Consider the following 19,509-nt stretch of genomic DNA (forward strand, 5'->3'; position numbering starts at 1 on the left):
CCGTGGACTGCCCCTGTTCCTGCGCCTTGATTTAGTGTGTTCAAGCCTGCATTTCGCTGATGCCGACTTGTTGCAGTGCGTGCGCCAGGTCAATCACCTGGCGTTGCTCGGTGTCTTTGATCTGCTGCAATTGCTGGCCGAGGGTTGGCGCGCCAAAGACGCCGCGCAGCCCATGCGCCGGATCGCCCTGGCCTTTGATCGATTGGCTGTCGAACGCCTTGAGTGAGCTGTCGTCACCGCCAGTTTCACGGTTGAACAGGCTCGACAAGGTGCTGGACCCGAACACCCCGCCATCGCCGCCGCCAAAGCCTAAAAAGCCTTTGCCGGAACCGTCGCCGACGTTATCGCTGCTGGTGAACACCTGCGCAATAAAACTCGGGCTGGTGGCGCCGCTGTTGATGAATATATCGCCCAGCGGGCGCATGCCGTCGCCCAGTACGCGCTGCTCAAACAGCGGCGCGAACGTCAGCGGTGAGCCGAGGTTGCCGGTGGGCGGGGTGAAGATGCCCGGTTGCAGCGGCAGGTACGTCGTGTTGAGCACAGGCCTTGTAACGCCGCCGGTCAAGGTCAGCGGATCGGCCGTGACCGTAACGCTGTTGATGGCATAGGCATTGGACTGGCTGATGCCCTCACCGGCGTTGCCAGCCAGGTCACGGATCGTGCTGTTGTCGACACTGATGACATTGCTGCTGTCATTGACGTTGTTGTTTGGTGTCAGGGTCGCGGTCCAGTAGTAGCCGCCCTCACCACTTTGCAGGTTGGACAGGCTACCGTTCTGCACCTTCAGGCTGGACAGGTCGAAGCCGCGCACGGGTTCGCTGAACCAGATGAACACCTGCGTGCCCTGCCCGGCCTTGAGCTGGGTATCCGACACTTCGATGTACACCTGCGGGCCTTGGGTATCGACGGCAAAATAGCTCGAGTAGGCATACGTGTTGGCTGACGAGTTGCCTGCCGCATCCGTTACCCCTTTGCCATCCAGTACCACCGTGTCATACCAGTTCTGCAGATGATCTTTGGGCGTCAGCGTGGCGGTCCAGGTGATGCCGCCATCGACACTTTTCAGGTTGCTCAACACGCCGCTGGCGACACTCAGGTTATCCAGCTTGAGGCCCGACACTGCCTCATTGAATGTGATCGTGACGTTGGCCGTTTCGCCGCTGGCGAGTTCGGCCTTGTCGAACACAATCGTGGCGGTGGCCGGGCGGGTATCGATCGCGTAGCTGTTCGACGTACTGGTCCCCAGGCCCGCGTTGCCGCTGAGGTCATGCACCTGGGTATTGTCCAGGCTCACCACGTTGCTGGTGTCTTCGATATAGCGCTGCGGTGTGAGCGTAGCGGTCCAGGTGATGCCGCCGTCCACGCTTTTCAGGCCGCTGAGCCAGGCGTTCTGCGCCTGTGGGCTGTTGTAGAACTCAACGGCTTCACTGAAGGTAATGGTCACTGTGGCCTTCTCGCTGCCGCCCAGGCTGGTCTTGTCGACCACGATGGTGGAGGTCGGGCGTTGGGTATCGACCGTGTAGTTGCGCGAAGTGGTGATACCTGCGCCGGTGCTGCCGCCGTAGTAGGTCACGCCGGCGTTGTCGAGCCGCACCACGTTCTGGGCACTGGTGGTATTGGCAAATGGCGTCAGCGTGGCCTGCCAGCTGATACCGCCGTCATTGGTGCGCAGGTTGGAGAGCACGCCGTTGTCGGCGCTAAGGTCGCTCAGGTCAAAGTTGCTGACCGCCTTGTTGAAGTAGATAGACACCGTGCTCGTTCCACCGACCGCCAAACGCTCGGAGCTCAGGTAAACATTGGAACTGAGCGGTGTGTGGTCGACCGTGTAAGCGATCATTGAGCTGGTATCGAACGAGTAGTTGGTATTGCCGGCCAAGTCTTTGACGTAAGCCAGGGACAAACCAATCAGGTAGCTTCCCGAGGAACCCGCGCCCGGCGTCGGCGTCAATGTAGCCTGCCAGGTCACGCCACCGTCGAGGCTGTAGAACGGACTCAATGTGGCCGCTTGCAGGTTGACGATTGCGCGGTTGTCGAAGCCGGTGACCGGCTCGGAGAAGGTTACGGTGACGGTGGCGGTCTCGCCCGGTTCCAGCAACTTATCGGACAGCGTCCAGGTATACGTGGGTATAACTGTATCGACTGCAAAAACCGGCGACACCGCGTTCACAATCCCTCTATTGCCAGCGGCGTTTTGAACGTTGCTGGTGTCCAGGGTGACCACATTATTGGGGGCTGTCACGTTTGCATTCGGCGTGAATACCGCGGTGTAAAGCGAGTCGCTGTAACGGATAAATTGGCTGAAGGTGCCATTGGGGGCCTGCAGGCTGCTCAGGTTGAACCCGTACACCGCCTCGGAGAATCGCACCGTTACAATCTGTATTTCGCCCTTACCGATGACCGTGTCGTAGAGCTCGAGCGTCGCCGTAGGATGTGAAGTCTGGATGTTGAACACATTGGAGTTGGTCCAACCCGAACCGTCGTTGCCGGCAAGGTCCTTCACGCCGTAGTTATTCAGGGCAATTACATTGCTGTTGGCCTGGATGCCATCGATGGGTGTAAATACCCCAGTCCAGGTGCGCCCGCCATCGCTGGACGTCATTGTGCTGAGGCTACCGTTGCCCACCATCAGGTCACTGTTGTTGAACCCCGTCACTGGCTCCGAGAAAGTTACGGTAACGAGGCTGGTGCCACCGGCGGTCAAGAGCGGGTTGCCAATCACGATGGTGGCGGTTGGCGGCTGGGTGTCGATGCTGTAGCTGTTGGAGTCGGTGGTGCCCGTGCCCGCGTTGCCCGCCAGATCGTTGACGCCGTTGTTGTTCAGCGTGATCAGGTTGCGGGTGGCGGTGACACCGGCAGCCGGCGTGAACATTGCGGTCCAGGTGATGCCGCCGTCGCTGCTGCTCACCGCGCTCAAGGTGCCGTTGGCGAGGGTCAAGTCGGCATTGGTAAAGCCTGTGACCGCCTCGGAGAACGTCACCGTCACCTGAGTCGACTGGCCGACGGCAAGCGTCGGTTGTGCGACCACGATAGAGGCGGTTGGGCGCTGGGAATCAATCGCGTAGTTGTTGGAGTCGGTGGTGCCAGCACCGGCATTACCCGAAGCGTTTTGTACGCCACTGTTATCCAGCGTGATCAGGTTAGTGGTGTCGGAGATATTGCTGGTCGGGGTGAAGCTTGCCGTCCATGTGATACCGCCATCGCTGCTGCTGACCGCGCTCAAGGTGCCGTTCGCAATGGTCAGGTCGGCGTTGTTGAAGCCGGTGACCGCTTCGCTGAAGGTGATGGTCACCAGGGATGTCTCGCCGGCTTTGAGAACGTTATTGGCAACCACGATGCTGGCGGTCGGCAATACCGTATCGATGGTGTAGTTGCCGGAGCTGGTCGTACCGGTGCCTGCGTTACCCGCAATATCGCTGACGCCGCTGTTGTTCAGGGTGATCAGGTTGGTTGTGTCCCGAACGCCGACCGTCGGCGTGAAGGTCGCGGTCCAGATGATGCCGCCATCGCTGCTGCTGACTGCACTCAAAGCTCCGTTGGCGACGCTCAGGTCGCTGTTGTCGAAACCCGTCACCGCTTCGGAGAAGGTCACCGTGACCAGGCTGGTTTCACCGGCACTCAAGGTCGGGTCGGCTATCACGATGGTCGCGGTGGGCCGCTGGCTGTCGATTACATAGTTGTTGGAGTCGGTGGTGCCGCTGCCGGTGTTGCCGGCCAGGTCTTGCACGCCGGTATTGTCCAGGCGCACGACGTTGCTGGTATCGGTGATGCCGGCGGTCGGCGTGAGGGTCGCGGTCCAGGTCACGCCGCCATCGCTGCTGCTGACTGCGCTCAAGGTGCCGTTGGCGACCGTCAGGTCGGCATTGGTGAAACCGGTCACGGCTTCGCTGAAAGTAATGGTCACCAGCGACGTCTGGCCGACGCCGAGGGCCGCATCCGCGACCACGAGGGTGGCGGTCGGGCGTGCCGTATCAATGGCGTAGTTGTTGGAGTCAGTGGTGCCAGCGCCCGCATTGCCCGAGGCGTTTTGTACGCCGCTGTTATCCAGCGTGATCAGGTTGGTGGTGCCGGTGATATTGCTGGTCGGCGTGAAAATCGCCGTCCAGGTGATACCACCGTCGCTGCTGCTGACCGCGCTCAAGGTGCCGTTGGCAACGGTCAGGTCGGCGTTGGTGAAACCGCTCACCGCTTCGCTGAAGGTGATGGTCACCGGTGACGTCTCGCCCGCTTTGAGGGTGGCGTCGGAGACGATGATGACGGCGGTCGGCAAGAGGGTATCGATGGTGTAGTTGCCGGAGTTGGTCATGCCGGTGCCGGCGTTTCCCGCAATGTCGCTGACGCCGCTGTTGTTCAAGGTGATCAGGTTGGTGGTATCCCGCACGCCAACCGTCGGTGTGAAAGTCGCGGCCCAAGTGATGCCGCCATTGCTGCTGCTCACCGCACTCAAGGTGCCGTTGGCAACGCTTAAGTCGCTGTTGTCGAAACCCGTCACCGCTTCAGAGAAGGTCACCGTGACCAGGCTGGTTTCACCGGCACTCAAGGTCGGTTCGGCAACCACGATGGTCGCGGTCGGGCGCTGGGTATCGATGGCGTAATTGTTGGAGTCGGTAGTGCCGCTGCCGGCGTTGCCCGCCAGGTCAGAGATACCGGTATTGTCCAAGGTGATGAGGTTGGTACTGTCGGTGATGTTGCTGTTTGGCGTAAAGGTCGCAGTCCAGGTGACGCCGCCGTCGGCGCTGCTCACAGCCGTCAAGGTGCCGTTGGCGATGATCAGGTCGGCGTTGGTGAAGCCGGTGATCGCTTCGCTGAAAGTGATGGTCACCTGCGAGGTAGCGCCGATTTTCAGCACATTGTCGGCCAGCACAATCGTTGCCGTCGGCCGTTGCGTGTCGATCGCGTAGTTGTTGGAGTTAGTGCTGCCCGTGCCGATGTTGCTGGCCCCGTCGCTGACGCCGGTGTTATCCAGGGTGATCAGGTTGGTGGTATCGGTAATGTTGCTGGTTGGCGTAAAGGTCGCGGTCCAGGTGATGCCACCGTTGCTGCTGCTCACGGCGGTCAAGGTGCCGTTGGCGATGGTCAGGTCGGTATTGGTGAAACCTGTGACCGCTTCGGAAAAGGTAATGGTCACCAGCGAGGTTTCGCCGAGCTTCAATGCGTTGTCAGCGACCACAATGGTTGCGGTAGGCCGCTGCGTGTCGATGACGTAGTTGTTGGAGTCGGTGGTGCCGGTGCCGGTGTTACCGGCCGCGTCGCTGACGCCGTTGTTGGCCAGGGTGATCACGTTGGTGGTGTCGGTGATGCCGGCGGTGGCCGCAAGTGTGCCGGTCCAGGTTACGCCGCCATCGCTGCTGGCAAGCCCGCTGACGGTGCCGTTGGCAACAGTAAAATCAGCCGAGGTAAGGCCGGTGACGGCCTCGCTGAAGGTGACGGTCACCAGGGATGTACCGCCGATGTTCAGCGCGGTAGTGGCCACCACGATACTGGCGGTCGGCCGCAACGTGTCGATGCCATAAGTATTGGAGGTGGTAGTGCCGGTGCCTGCGTTGGTTGCAACGTCGGTATAGAGAGCGTTGTCCAGCGTCACCACGTTGCCACTGCTGGTGTTGCCGGCGTTCGGCGTCAGGGTAGCGGTCCAGTGAATATTGTCGCTGGTGGCCAGGTTGCTCAATGTACCGTTGGTGGCCGTCATGTCGGCCAGGCTGAAACCGGATACAGCTTCGCTGAAAGTAATATTGACCGTTGAGTTGACCGTGGTGCTCAGGGTAGGCGCGACCACTGCGACAGTCGCGGTCGGCCGTGTGGTGTCGACGGTGTAGTTGTTGGACGAGGTGGTGCCAGTGCCCGCCATGCCTGTCGCCACACTGTTGATACCGGTGTTGTCGAGCACGATGTGGTTGGTGGCGCTGGTGACGCTGGCATTAGGTGTAAAAGTTGCCGTGTAGGTGATACCGCCGTCGCTGGTGTTGACCAGGCCCAGAGTACCGTTGGCAACTGTCAGGTCGGCGTTGGTAAAGCCCGTCACCGCCTGGCTGAAGGTAATGGTCACCAGTGAGGTGCTGCCGATGTGCTGGGCGGCGTTGCTGACCACGATGGTGGCAGTCGGTGCCGGGTCGTAAGCAGTGTTCGCGGTCCCGCCAATATCGTTGTACAGGCCGTTGACTGCTGTCGGTTTATTGCCGGCCACGGCGGCGGTGGACGAGCCACCGTTGCCACTGGCGCCGCTGTTGGCCGCGCCACCTAAGGCTGCGAAGTTGCTCGCCGTGATCAATACATTGCCTTTGTTCCAGATGGCACCGACACCCAGGCCACCGTCACCGCCGTTCAGCGCCGTGCCGCTGCCACTCGCCGAGCCGCCGCCACCACCGCCGCCGGCGCCGATGTTGCCGGTAATCGAACTGGTGCCGACGATGGTCAAGGTGGCGCCGCTGGCGTTGTAGATACCGCCGGCCGCTGCGCCGCCCCTGCCACCGGCACCATTCCAGCCGGAGCCACCACCACCACCGCCGATCGACAAGCCGCCAGAGGCCGCCGTGCCGCCTACGGAACCGTTGGTGTAACCGTAGATGCCAGTAGAGCCGGCACCGCCGGTGCTCGAGCCGCCGTTGCCGCCCATGGTGCGATAGCCACCGCCCGCGCCACCCTGGTTGGCGGTGCCTGCCGTGCCGGCGTAGACACCGGTTCCGCTGCCGGTAATACCACCGTGCCCGCCGTTGCCGCCGCCTACAGCACCACCACCGCCACCGGCACCGCCGACGTCGCCACCGGCCACGCCACCACCGCCGCCGCCACCCGAGGCGGCATTCGCGGTCACGCTGACGTTATTTAAGGTCAGGTTGCCGAAGTTACTGATCCCCGCGCCCAGCAAATTGCTTGCAGTAGTCCCGCTACCGCCATTGCCGCCGTTACCCGCCATCAGTCCCTTGGTAATGACCAGGCCGTCCAGGGTCGCAGTAACCCCCGAATTGACCGTGAACACCTGGGTCTTGTACTGCCCGCTGATGGTCACATCGGGCGTGCCGTTATGGTCCAGATCGCCTTCGATGGTGAGGTTCTTGGAAATCACCAACTGCGTGTTGAGGTTGACCGTCATGCCTGCGGTGCTGAACGTGACAGTATCGCCCGCCACTGCACTGCTCAGGGCCGCGCGCAGCGAGCCGACGCCACTGTCGGCGCCGGTGGTCACGGTGATCGTCGCCAGGCTGTACTGATAACCCGACATCCCCTGGTACGACAGCGCCGTGTGGCTCTCGATCGAGCCGGTGGCAACCTCCAGTGTCCAGTCGCCGCCCGTGCCAGTGCGGTTGCTGGAGGCGGCAATATCGCGCCCGGTCAGGCTGGCCAACGAGTCGACAAAGCTGATGCCTTTGTCGCCCTCGGCGGTGTTGCAGGCATAAATCAGAATATCGCCGCCGGCGTTCATGTCCTGGCCGATCTGCGCCAGTACCGCGCTGCGGGCCGTGACGTTATCGGCCGACAGGTAGGTGCTGCCCAACCACAAATCGCCCGAATTACCGTGGGCGATGATCTGCACCGAACTCACGCCCTGGTGGCTGCCCAGGTAGTCGGCGATCTGTTGCAGGCCGTCTTTGCTGGCGTCCAGTTGCACCACCTGGGTGCCGGGAGCGACGCCTTTGAGCAAGTCGGCGGAGTCTTTGACGCGCGCATCGACAAACACCACGGTCTGCCCTGGCACGGCCACGGGCGCCAGCGTAGCGGGCGCTTCGGATTGTGCATGGGTGTCTTTGCTGGCGGTGGCATGCTCGGCCGTCGGCGCCTTGGCCGCCGCGTCGGCGGTGGCATGGCTGTCGGCCTGGGCCGCATCGGCCACGGTGGCGGCGACCGCGCCGTCAAACAGCATGCGCGGTTCGAGGAACATGATCATGGGTGTCGCCAGGGTTTTAGCGCCTGGTGTTGTGTTACGTGCCTTTCCTTTGCTCCACCACATGCTGCTCACCCGTGAGTCGAAAGCGGTTACCCGTAGAAAAAACGCGATCAGTTGATCGCGGCGTCGGCTTTGGTGCGAATGACATTGGCGGCGCTCAAAGAGCCGTCGCGCCAGAATTCCATGTGTGCGTACTGCTCGAAGAGATCAGGCGGCAGGATGGTGCGGCGCGGCTGCAGCGCGACCTTGGGTTTGACCCGATGCAAGCCGCTCATGCCCAAGGCCTCGTCGAAGTCCGGCGCATCGTAACTGAGGTTGTCGAAGTCGTGCTCGAACCACGGTTCGCCGATAAATTCGTAGACCAGCCGCATCACCCGTTCAGGCGCCTGGGACAGCAGTTCGTAGTCGACGACCAGCATAGCGTCGGCGTTTTCGCCGTAGTACGCCTCTTTGAGCGCCGACCAGGCATAGCCCACCAGGCGGTTGCGCTGGCCCAGGGTCTCAACACGGCTGTAGACGGTGTTGCGTTCAACGTCGTCGTTGAACAGCCGGGTGTTCTCAAAGGGGTTGGCGCGGTACAGGCGCTCCAGGCTGTCCATGACCCAGGCGACGTTGCGCACGCAGGCAATCACTTTGGCTTGAGGAAACAGGTCATGCAGCGCGGGCATGCGCGCGCACCACTGGCGGTTGGTGTCGAAGACTACCGGGGTAGAGGCCTTGTCGGCGTAGTAGGAATCGAACAACCCGCGCAGCAAACGGCGCCGGGTATTGGGGTCGATTACTGAACCAAACTCACTGCCGGCGCTGCATTGCCCCAGCACACCGTTGAACAAGGTGCCTACAGGGCTGCTCATACCGGCGTGAAAACGCGGGTTCTGCAGCAGGATGGCAGAGAGCAGGGTTGAGCCGGAACGCGGCAACCCGGAGATAAAGTGATACTGCAATCCCATCACCACTTAGGCGGATAAAGTCCATTTATGCGCGAAGCGTAGCTGAGGATTGCAGTGCCGACTAGTGGTCATTTGCCACTATTTGGATATTCCGTTAATGCCAATTGGATATTAACGGCAGCCCTCTGGTTGCGAGGACTCTGGACCAGCGCATACCACGAACAGCCGCGCCCGAGCGCCACCGCCGTCCTGACGCAAAAGCTCGCGCCAGCCTTCGGGAAGCGGTGCAAAATCATCCGGTGGCTCGGTGCTGCTGATCAACCACACACGGTGCGTATCGGCGGGTATGGCCGATAGACGGTCGAGGTAAATACGCCCACCGTCCTGGTCCACCAACGTACCAAAACCATAAGCATTCGGCCGGGTTGAAGTGCCGTCGGGTTTGGGCGGCGTATAGAGCTGCAATTGGGCGTCGGTCTGGTCGTAATACACGTAGCTGAGGTACCACAACATGTCGCTGAGCACGATGCGATCGTCTTCCTGGTAATTGCGGTTGACGAACTCCACCGGCACGTTGAATTGATCATGCACATCCACCGTGGCGTTGTTCTTGAGCCCCAGCAACTCAACCCCAATAAACAACACAAACAACGCCGCGCCTAGCCACGCCAGGCGCGCCGGCAGGCGGTCGATGGCCAGCGCCACCAGAATCGGCAGGCCCAGCGCGTAGACCGTGAGGTAGCGTTCGATAAACACCGATGAGATAAACGAAACGCCGTACACCAGCAGCAGCGGCAGCAAAAAGAACAAGGCCAGCAGGCACGCCGGGCGATAACGCTCGCGGTCGCGCCAGGTGGTGAAGCCCACCACGGCGATCAAGAGCAAAGGGAACAGCCAGAACAGCGGCTGCCAGAAACCGATGCCTTCATCCTGGAGTACGAACTGCCAGATCATCGAGGGCACGGACATCAGTGAAACCGGGTCTTCCCAGCCGATATCCCCCCCGGTCTTGAGTTGTTCGACGTGCTGCACCAGACCCAGGAGGTTCGGTAGCCAAGGCAGGTACAACGCCACAATCAACGCATTGGCGCCCCACCACGACGGGCGAAGGACCAGCCGCTGGCCACGCGTTTGAGAAGGCCACAGCACTGCCAGCCATACCCAATGCACCAACACACACAGGGCAGTGAAGTAATGAGTGTAGAAACCGGCCGCCATCAACAGCACATAGGCCGCCAGGTAACGCGTGCGCTCAGGCTGACGCACCCAGTACACCAACGCCAGCGTGGCGCCCAACAGCCACACGGCGAGCAACGAGTACATGCGCACTTCCTGGCTGTAGCGCACCGCCGTTGGGAATAGCGCCAGCAACACGCCCGCCAGCACCGCCGCGCGACGGGTGGACAGTTGCCGCGTGAGTGAGATACCCAGGCCCACCGCTAACACACCGGGCAGGGCGCTCATGCCGCGAATCGACCAGATGCCATCGCCAAACAACCCGATCCAGCCGCGCAGCATAAAGAAGTACAACGGCGGGTGCACGTCGTGGGCCGCGTGAAACCACAGGTCGTCCATGGCGTATTCGCTGAGCAACAAGCTCGAGCCTTCATCGCCCCAGATTGCCGAAGCCGTCAAGCCATAGAAACGCGCGGCCATAGCCAGCGCCAGGATTGGCACCCACCATAACCGGCTCAACCAACCGGCGCCTTCCCAGGCGGCCCAGAGGCGATTGGCTGTGGGAAATGCGCCCACTTTGTCGTCTTGCTCTACCACAGACCGTCGCACCTCAATTCCCCTAAGACCGCCCGTTACCGAGGCGAAACCTGCACATATGCAAACAAGCGCCACTCTAGGACAAAAGCCCCGGTTTCGCTCGCTGTTTTGCAACCGTCGGGCGGCGCGCAAAACCTGCGACTACGCTGTGCGATGACACCAGATCGATTGGCGTCACACACCGTAAAGCCACTACAAGGATGAACGATCCATGGAAGTATTCATCGGCACTATCCAACCCTTTGCGTTTGACTTCGCGCCCAGAGACTGGGCCTTGTGCGCCGGCCAAACCCTGCCCCTCAACCAATACCAGGCACTGTTCTCGTTGCTCGGCACGATTTACGGCGGCAATGGCGTGCAAAACTTCATGCTGCCGAACCTGCAAGGCCGCATGCCGATTGGTCAAGGCAACGGCGCGGGCCTGACGCCGCGCGTCATCGGCGAGTTCTCCGGTACCGAATCCGTGACCGCCACCCTGATTAACCTCCCGGCCCACACCCACGCCACCACACCGTTCAATGCCACCACTTCAGTACAACTGGCCATTACCGCCAGCAACCCAGTGACGACGCCCAGCGCCACCAACGCCTTTATCGGCGCTTCCGGCGGTGGGCCGGGCAGTGCTTCGATCTATTCAGACCAGCAAGGCGCCACCCCGGTCGCACTGCAGGGCGTAAGCACCGCCGTGACAGGCGGCGCGATCAGCCCCGCCGGCCAAGGCCAGCCCATGGCAACCATGAACCCCTACCTGGCGATCAACTTCAGCATTGCCTTAAACGGGATCTTTCCGTCTCGCGGTTAACCTTTGGCCGGGGCTCCTGCGTCCCGGCACTTCTGACGCGGAGCCTGTTATGTTGAACCTGGTCACTCCGGAACATTTCCGGCCATTGCTCAATCGCACCAGTGTGCTGTACTTGCCGGATGGTTCGGCGCTGCCGATTCAGGTCCAAAGCCTGACCGATGCGCCCAAAGCCAGCCTGCCGGGCAGCCCGCGCGGAGCCTTCAGGGTGTTGCTCGAAAGCCTTGCGCCTACCACGTTTGTCGACGGTTTATGCCGCTTGCCACTGGAGGGCACCTGCCTGGAGCAGGTGTTTGTGTCCCGCGAACCGGCCATGGGCCGCGACGGCCAGCGTGGTTACTTCTGCATCGTGTTCAACTGAGACGGATACCACACCAACCGCTGCGCGGCGGGCGTGGCTTCCTCCACCCGAAACCCCAGCGCCAGGTAATGCTGGCGCGCATGGGGGTTGCTCGCCCAGACCACCGTCGTCACCGGGCACACCACTTGGGTGGCAGCCTGTTGCACGCCTTGCAGCACTGCACGGCCGAAGCCTTGGCCACGGGCCGCGGGGATAAAGGCCAGGTACAACACGCGGATTTCATTGGGACCAAAATCGGCACTCAACGCGCCGATAGGAGTGCCGAGTTTTTCGACCACGTAATGCAGGGCGCCAGGAAATTGTTCGTCCATGCCCTTCTCCTGTACGTGAAATTGCTGGGCAATCACTTCGTTCACCAGCGCCTGCTCGCCGTCGATCCACTGCAAATCCGCCCGCGCCGAGCGGTAGAGGCTGTGTAAAAACGGCCCGTCACTGCTGCGTGACGGGCGCACCTCCAAGCCCTGGGCCAAGGCACCATCCTTGTTCAACATTGCGCTGCACTCCTGTCAGAAACCGCTTTCCCTCACACCCAACGCCGCGGCGCGCCGCCAGGCTACACCCAGCACTGACTCGCTGCGCCCTTGCAACACCACCATGCCGCGCAACGGCTGATGCGGCGTGTCGATAGGCTGCAGGCTTTGCAATCGCGCACCGTACTGAGCCTGCACCGGCTCCGGGCGCTGGTTTTCATCGCGGCGCACGGCAATCGGCCCGTGGTGGTCGGACGCCAGTGCCTCCTGGTCCAGGTAGGCCACGCCATTGGCGTCAATATCGGTCAACTCCACCGCGATCGCCGCATGCATCGGGTCATCAGCGATAAACCGCCCGGTCGCCCCCGGCGCCACCCGCCACAACTCGGCTTCGGCGAGGTAACCGCGCAGCCGTGCGCCGTCTTCCACCACTTGCGCCAATGGGTCTTTAGGCGACAACCAACGGCCCACGCTTAATTGCGGCAGCAGGTCGCGCACGGTGCCGGCATGTGGCGCGCGTAACAGCAGGCGTTCGCGCTGGGCAGCCAAACCCCGGTATTCGGCCAGCGCCTGGGACAGGCGCTGATCGTTGATCCCGGCATCCGCTGCGGTTTCGCTGCGCCCGGCCTGGCGGCGCATCTGCAACTGCAGGATGTCGACTTCGCGGCGCACGATGCTTTGCCGCGCGTCCAGGTCCGGTGACTCCAATTCGATCAACACCTGGCCCTGGCTTACCACCTGCCCGTCCACCACCGACAAGGCCTTGACCCGCGCGGCCACCGGCGCATGCAAGGCACTCGAGCGCCCCGCTTCGAGCATGGCCGGCAACTCCACAGCGCTGCGCCACGGCAGCACCAGCGCCAGCACGATCAACAGCAAAGCCAAGCCGCTGAGCAACACGCGTGGCGCGTGAGCCTGGCTGCGGCGGCTCCACCATTCGCGCCATTCCTTGAAGATCGGCAGGAAGATAAACCACACCAACTCCACCAGCATCAGGAAGATCCCGAGCAGCTTGAAGAACAGGTGATACACCGCCAGCGCAATTCCCAAAAACAGCGCCGCGCGCCACAGCCAGGCCAGGTAACCCCAACTCAACAGCCGCCGCTGCATCTTCGGCGACCAAGGCTCCGGCGCCGGTTCGCCGTAGCCGAACAGCCACTCACGCAGGCGCCAACGGCACAGCGCAAAGGCACGGCCTTGCAGGTTGTCGACGCCCCACAAGTCACTGATCAAAAAGTAACCATCAAAGCGCATAAAGGGGTTGAGGTTGATCGCCAAGGTGGTCAGCCAGGTCGCGCTGGCCAGCATGAACGCCGCCGTGCGCGCCGGCCCGTCGGGCAGCAGCGACCAGGCCAGCAAGGCGATGCAGGCCAGCAGCAACTCGGCCATCACCCCGCCGGCGCCGATCATCAAGCGCGAGCGGCGGTCGTTGACCCGCCAGGCATCGCTCACGTCGGTGTAGAACATCGGCAGCAACACCATGAACGCCACGCCCATGCTTTGCACTCGGCAACCGGCGCGCTTGGCCATGAAGGCATGGCCGAATTCATGGCACAGTTTGGCAAAGAACAGCGCCACGCCGAACGCCAAGGCACCGCCGAGGCTGAACAGGTGCGGGAAGGTCGCCAGGAAGCGCTGCCAGTCACGCGCCACCAGAAACACGCCCAGGCCGAGGATGATCGGCAAGCCATAGCGCAACAAACCCGGCCCGAAACGCGCGAGCCACGGCCACGCTCGGTTGAGAAACGCGTCTGGGCGCCACAGCGGAATGCGAAAAAACAGGTACTGGTGCAGCGCTATCTGCCACAGGCTTTGCTTGCGGGCGGCGGCCTTGTAGAGGTAACTGTCGCGCTGCTGCGGGTCGAGGGCGGCGATCAGGTCGTGGGCGCGAAGGAAACTCAGCAGCTCCTCCAATTCACTGCCACCCAACGGCAAGCCCGGCTCACGATTGGCCGCTTGCAGGACGCGTTCCGGGTCGCCCAGAGACCAGTGACGCAGCAGGCGAATGGCGGTGGCGCCGAGTTTGAAATAGCGCCCGCGCACCGGGTCGGCCAAGGTCCAGCGCGGCGAGCCGTCCAGGGCCGCGCCGGCGCTGGACAGTTGCAGGTCTTCACGCAGTTTGGGCAGGCTCATCAGAGGCCCACGCTCTGGCGCAGGCCCGCCAGCGGCCGGCGTAACAGGTACAGCGCCAGTGGCGCGCGGTCGCCATAGATCTTAGCCGTACCACGCAGGCCGATACGCGGCGGGGCTTCATCGAACTGCGCATCCAGGCGATAAGCCAACTGGCCGCCCGGCGAGGGCTGCGCTTCGTAGGCCGCCCGCTGCAGAGTCGCCAGGTGGCGTTGCAACGGGTCACTGTCGAGGAACAGCGCGACCTGCGCATTCGGCTCCAGGGCAATCGCATCGCCCACCGCCAATTCGATGCGCAACTCGGCTTGGGCCGGGTCTGCAATCTGCAGCAGGCGCTCGCCGGTCTGCACGGGTTTGCCGGTCCAGCGCTCGGCGTCGGCAAACACGGCGATGCCGTCGCGCTCGGCGCGTACTTCGCTGCGTTTGAGCAGTTCGCGGGCGTAATCACGTTCGGCGCGTTTTTGCTCGACCCGGGCCGCCAGCAGGTCAATGCGCGAGTTGGATTCAGCATCGGCAAAGGCACGTTGGGAATTGGCCTTGAGCTCGGCTTCGGCCACGCCCAAGGCGCGCGCCGCCACATCCGCCTGGGCGGTGAGCGTGGTGCTTTCAAAACGCAGCAGCAGGTCGCCGGTCTTCACCGTTTGGTTGGGCTTGACCAGAAACTCGGCGATCACCCCATCCAACGGCGCCGCCACCACTTGCCCGGCCAGTGGCACTACTTCAGCCGGCGCCAATACTGATTGGCGCACTGGAATCAGCAGCATCAGCAGCAACCCGATCACCACCAGCACTTGACGCTTGCGGGTCAGGCGCAACCGCCACGGCTGACGCGGTTGCAGCGCGTGCCAGGCGTGGCTATAGGTGTCGCCCAACTGCGCCAGCAAGACTTGCTCAGCCGGGCTCCACGGTGTATCACGCGCCAGCCACAGGCCGCCAAACACCCGGCCCTGCGGGTCGATCAACGGCAACCAGAACACATGCCCGGCGGACAGGCTTTGCCAATCGGCCTGTATCGCGCCGCTCAACTGTTCAGCCGGGACCATGCGTGCCGTCTGGCCCAGCGCCTGCTTGTGCAACTGCGCCACCGCTTGCTCGACGAACGCCACGAATGGCGCGTTCGGGTCGACGCTGCTCACCGCCGTCACCGCCTGCACTTTGCCAGCGATCAACAGCGCCGCATGCCGATAGCCAAACAGTGGCTGGCCGTCATTGACCAGGCTGTAGGCCAGTTGCTCGGTGGTGCGCGCCGCGCGGGTCTGGCGCTCCAGCTCCAGAAACTGCGCGAACACCCGCTCGAGGTGCCCCGGTATCGGTGCGTTCATTGCAATTGCGCAAAGTGAGCGGTGCCGCTCATGCCAGCCATCAAGCCAGATGCATTGGGCAAGGTGGCGACCAGCAACAGGGTTTGGCTACCCTCGTCAATGCGCGCGCCGAGGCGTTTAACCGTGGCACTGAACGCTTGGCCGGTTTCGTCAGGGGTGAAGTCGAAGGTCTGGCCGGGCTTGAGTTTACCCATCCAGCGCGACGGCACCAGCAGGTGAATTTCGAGGCTATGGTTGTCGACGATCTCCAGCAGTGGCGCCCCGGCCGACACGCTTTCATAACGCTGGACCTTGCGCTGCACCACTTGGCCATCAAACGGCGCCAGCACGCTGCAGCGCTTGACCTGCACTTGGTACACCTGCGACTGGGCCTGGGTTTCGGTGAGCTTGGCTTCGGCGCGAGCCACTTCAAAGCGCCCCACCGAATTAAGCGCCGCCAGTTGTTTGTTGTGAGCCAATTCCTCACCGGCCCCTCGGCTGGCGGCCTGGGCAGCATTCAACTGGGCCTGATAGGCGGAGCAATCGAAACGCGCCAGAGTCTCGCCCTTTTTGAACGACTCGCCTTCGCTGAACGGCAACTCGACGATTCGCCCGGACAACTCGCTGGCCAGCATCGCCTGGTCGCGAGCCCGTAACACACCGCGTGCTTCACTGCCGTTGCCGGCGGTTGCCGCCGGTGGGTGATCCAACAGCGGATCGTCCGCCGCCGCCAGTTGCGCCACGCCCATCAGACACGATATCCCTAACACCCAGCTCCGCAACTGCACCATACGTTTACAACTCCCTGATGATGCCGGGCAGTCTAGGGCAGCAAGATCAAATTGCCACTACCCCACAGCCGACAAATCTGAATTTATTGTAGGGGGCCGCCGACGTATTTGCAGGCGTGCGTTATTATTGCGTCCTTCAAAGGACTCAGGATCAAGGACACGTCATGCGCATCGGTTTTCTGTCACCACTGACCCTGGCATTGCTCGCCAGCCTTTCCTTCCAGGCCCAGGCCAGCGGCGATGACTCGTGCTACCCCGACTGGCGGGTCTCACGCGACAGCCTTGAAGGCTGCAGCAACCTGCCCTTCTTGAGCCCGGGCAATGACAGCCGGGTCAACCTGCGCCTGTTGCTGGCGGATAAACAGGTGGCACCGCTGACGCCCAACGCATTGGGCGAGACGGACCTTGAAGAGGGCTTCGGCCCGGTGCCGTTCCCGGTGTACCGCCTGACCCCGGTAGCCGACGCCGCCGATGAAAAAACCGACGTGGCACCTACGCCCAGCAAACTCGATGAGCTGCTTGCGCCGTTGGGCATTCAGCGTGAAGGCGACAAGGCGGCGGGTGACGCCTTCCTGACCGGCGAAGGCAGCCGTTGCCGCAGCAATGATGAAAGCAGTGCCACGGCGTTTATCAGCCAAGTGGTTAAAGCCGACGTGCCCGACGCGGAGCGCCAGCTGCTGGCCAAGGGACGTGTACAGATGCTCGGCGCCTGCACCTGGGACGGCGCAAGCCTGGGCGACCCGGAGCAGATCCAGTCCACCGCCGGCCGCGAACTGCGCACTTACCTGCAAGCCGCCGGTGACTTCTACAGTGGCCGTTTCGCTGATGCGCAGCGCGGTTTTGTTGCCGCCGCCACCGGCAGCCTGCCGTGGGTCAAGGAAACGGCGTCCTACATGATCGCCCGCACCGAGTTGAACCAGGCCCAGGAAAACGCCTTCGACGAATACGGCATGCCGCAATTGGAGCATGTGGATAAGTCGGTGTTGGCGAATGCCGACACCAGCTTCAACCTCTACCTGAAAACCTATCCACAGGGCAAATACGCTATCTCTGCCCAGGGCCTGCTGCGCCGGGTGCATTGGCTGGCGGGCGATACCGACAAGCTGGCCAACGACCTGGCCGCGCAGTTGAGCGCCAAACAGCGCAATGTGTCGCTGGACGACCTGGTGCAGGAAGCCGACAACAAGCTGCTCAGTGCCACCCAAAAACCTTCGGCCAACCCACTGATGCTGGCCGTCAACGACTTGATGTGGATGCGCGCCGGCAACCCGCCGCAGCTGAGCCGCGCGGCCCTGGACGCGCAAAAGCCGGTGTTTGCCCAAGAGCCGGCGCTGTACGACTACGTGCAAGCGGCGTTTGCCTTGTACGTCGAACATCAGCCCGATAACACTTTGAAGTTGCTGCCTCAGGACGTGCCCGCCAGCCTCGACTACTTCGCCTTCAGCCAGCAAACCCTGCGCGGCCTTGCCCTGGAAGCCAAGAAGGATTGGCAAGGCGCGCAAGCGCTGTGGCTGAAGCTGCTGCCCATGGCCAAGCAACCCTTGCAGCGCGACCAGTTGGAACTGGCGCTGGCGATGAATTACGAGCGCAACGACCAACTGGCCAACGTGTTCGCCAGCGATTCGCCGATCAGCGCCAAACAGGTGCGCTACATCTTGCTGCGCAACATCGCAGGCCAGGAACTGCTACGCCAACAGATCACCCAGGCCAGCGACCCGGTGGAACGTGCCACCGCCCAGTTTGTGTTGCTGTACAAAGACCTGATGCGCGGCCAGTACGCCACCTTCGCCGACGACCTCAAGCAACTGCCGGCATCGGCGCCCGCCGACAAGCTCGGCACCAGCCTGGGTTATGTCTATGGCGATGGCCGCTCGCTGCAGTTGTTCCAGTGGAACGGTGATAAGGCGGAGTCCGGCTACGCCTGCCCGAGCATTGCGCAAATCGCCAGCACCCTGCAGGCCGATGGGAAAAACCCCAAGGGCTTGAACTGCCTGGGTGAGTTCATCCTGCGCAATAACCTCGATGGCATGCCACTGGACCAAGTGCGCGCCGCCGGCAGCCTGGGCAGCACCGCCTCGCTGTTCAAGGGCGAGACCTTCTCGCGGCTCGACGGTTACCGCCAGGTCATCGCCAACCCCAAGGCGCCACACAACGACAAGGCCTACGCGTTGTTCCGTGCGATCAACTGCTATGCGCGGGCCGGCTATAACGGCTGCGGCGGTGTAGACGTGGATAAATCCGTGCGTAAAGGCTGGTTCCGCCAGCTCAAAACCGGGTTTGCCGACACCGAGTGGGCGCAGTCGCTGAAGTACTACTGGTGAAACACCTGTGGCTAGGCTTGCTGCTCCTGGCAAGCCCGGCCTTTGCCGGCGTTGACGCTCGCGACTACGACGCCTTCTGGCTGTGGAGCGGGGTCACGCCGCAGCCGGTGCTCAAACAGGCGAAAACCCTGTACATCCTCCAGGGCCAGATCAACTCCACGCGCCGTGCGCCGCAATTGGGTGTGCAGTTTATCGCCCAAGGCATCAGCGTACCGCGCATCACCCAAGGCGAGGTCTGGGTGGTGTACCGCGCCCACACCCTGCACTGGCCCGAGCGCGTCTACACCCAACTGCTCGGCCAGGTGCAACGCTGGCGCGACGCGGGCAACCCGGTGGTCGGCATCCAGATCGATTTCGACGCCCGCACCCAGTACCTGCACGAATACACAGGCTTCCTGCGCGACTTGCGCCAACGCCTGCCTGCTGACCTGCGGCTGAGCATTACCGGCCTGATGGACTGGAGCAGCAACGCCGACCCGCACGCCATCGCCCAGCTCAAAGGCGTGGTGGATGAAGTGGTGGTACAGACCTACCAAGGGCGCCACAGCATCCCGGATTACGCAGCGTATTTGCCACGCATGAACCGGCTGGGGCTGCCGTTCAAGGTGGGGCTGATTCAGGGTGGCGTATGGGAAGAGCCGGGGTATTTGAAGGGGAGTGAATGGTTTAGAGGGTATGTGGTGTTTTTGCAGAACCCTTAAATCACGCAATATTCCATGTGGGAGCGGGCTTGCCCGCGATGAGGGTGCGTCAGTCAACATAACGTTGGCTGAACTACCGCTATCGCGGGCAAG

General features: G+C 62.5%; 11 protein-coding genes. 4 read left to right on the top strand and 7 right to left on the bottom strand.

Features of this window, described 5'->3' with window-relative positions:
• Positions 1-40: 40 nt before the first annotated feature.
• From HBO41_RS28460 to HBO41_RS28470, 3 genes are all read right to left on the bottom strand, one after another.
• On the bottom strand, positions 41-7,942 hold the full coding sequence (locus HBO41_RS28460) for an Ig-like domain-containing protein (RefSeq protein WP_169988642.1): 7,902 nt from the start codon (positions 7,940-7,942) through the stop codon (positions 41-43).
• 47 nt (positions 7,943-7,989) lie between these two features.
• On the bottom strand, positions 7,990-8,829 hold the full coding sequence (locus HBO41_RS28465; RefSeq protein ID WP_017136602.1) for a sulfotransferase: 840 nt from the start codon (positions 8,827-8,829) through the stop codon (positions 7,990-7,992).
• Between the two features lie 111 nt (positions 8,830-8,940).
• A complete protein-coding gene (locus HBO41_RS28470; protein WP_138449634.1) occupies positions 8,941-10,554 on the bottom strand; it encodes a glycosyltransferase family 39 protein in 1,614 nt (537 codons plus the stop codon).
• 199 nt (positions 10,555-10,753) lie between these two features.
• Here HBO41_RS28470 and HBO41_RS28475 point away from each other — a divergent pair, with 199 nt between their 5' ends.
• Entirely contained in the window at positions 10,754-11,344 is a 591-nt protein-coding gene (locus tag HBO41_RS28475) for a phage tail protein (protein WP_017136604.1), read from the top strand.
• A 49-nt stretch (positions 11,345-11,393) separates the two neighbouring features.
• Positions 11,394-11,702 (top strand): hypothetical protein, encoded by a 309-nt coding sequence (locus HBO41_RS28480; protein ID WP_017136605.1) that lies wholly within the window; start codon positions 11,394-11,396, stop codon positions 11,700-11,702.
• Here the strand turns inward: HBO41_RS28480 and HBO41_RS28485 are convergent.
• The 4 genes from HBO41_RS28485 to HBO41_RS28500 are packed head-to-tail and all read right to left on the bottom strand — an operon-like array spanning position 11,678 to position 16,394.
• Positions 11,678-12,193 (bottom strand): GNAT family N-acetyltransferase, encoded by a 516-nt coding sequence (locus HBO41_RS28485; protein ID WP_169988644.1) that lies wholly within the window; start codon positions 12,191-12,193, stop codon positions 11,678-11,680. The two genes, HBO41_RS28480 and HBO41_RS28485, sit on opposite strands and share 25 nt — an antisense overlap.
• 15 nt (positions 12,194-12,208) lie before the next feature.
• Complete coding sequence (locus tag HBO41_RS28490; protein ID WP_017136607.1) at positions 12,209-14,305, bottom strand: HlyD family efflux transporter periplasmic adaptor subunit; 2,097 nt, start codon at positions 14,303-14,305, stop codon at positions 12,209-12,211.
• Positions 14,305-15,624 carry an efflux RND transporter periplasmic adaptor subunit gene (locus HBO41_RS28495; protein WP_017136608.1) on the bottom strand — a complete coding sequence of 440 codons (1,320 nt, stop codon included), beginning with the start codon at positions 15,622-15,624 and terminating at the stop codon, positions 14,305-14,307. Before HBO41_RS28495 ends, HBO41_RS28490 begins: the two co-directional genes overlap by 1 nt.
• Positions 15,621-16,394, bottom strand: coding sequence for an efflux RND transporter periplasmic adaptor subunit (locus HBO41_RS28500; RefSeq protein ID WP_026013662.1), 774 nt, complete (start codon positions 16,392-16,394; stop codon positions 15,621-15,623). The genes HBO41_RS28495 and HBO41_RS28500 overlap by 4 nt, the downstream gene beginning before the upstream one ends.
• A gap of 164 nt (positions 16,395-16,558) precedes the next feature.
• On the opposite strand from HBO41_RS28500, the gene HBO41_RS28505 reads away from it, so the two are divergent.
• Both HBO41_RS28505 and HBO41_RS28510 read left to right on the top strand, forming a co-directional pair.
• A complete protein-coding gene (locus HBO41_RS28505) occupies positions 16,559-18,715 on the top strand; it encodes an outer membrane assembly lipoprotein YfiO (protein WP_169988646.1) in 2,157 nt (718 codons plus the stop codon).
• A complete protein-coding gene (locus tag HBO41_RS28510) occupies positions 18,712-19,416 on the top strand; it encodes a DUF3142 domain-containing protein (RefSeq protein WP_099549584.1) in 705 nt (234 codons plus the stop codon). Before HBO41_RS28505 ends, HBO41_RS28510 begins: the two co-directional genes overlap by 4 nt.
• Positions 19,417-19,509 lie beyond the last annotated feature (93 nt).

The organism is Pseudomonas sp. WS 5146 (assembly GCF_012985495.1).
GTDB classification, from domain to species: domain Bacteria; phylum Pseudomonadota; class Gammaproteobacteria; order Pseudomonadales; family Pseudomonadaceae; genus Aquipseudomonas; species Aquipseudomonas edaphica.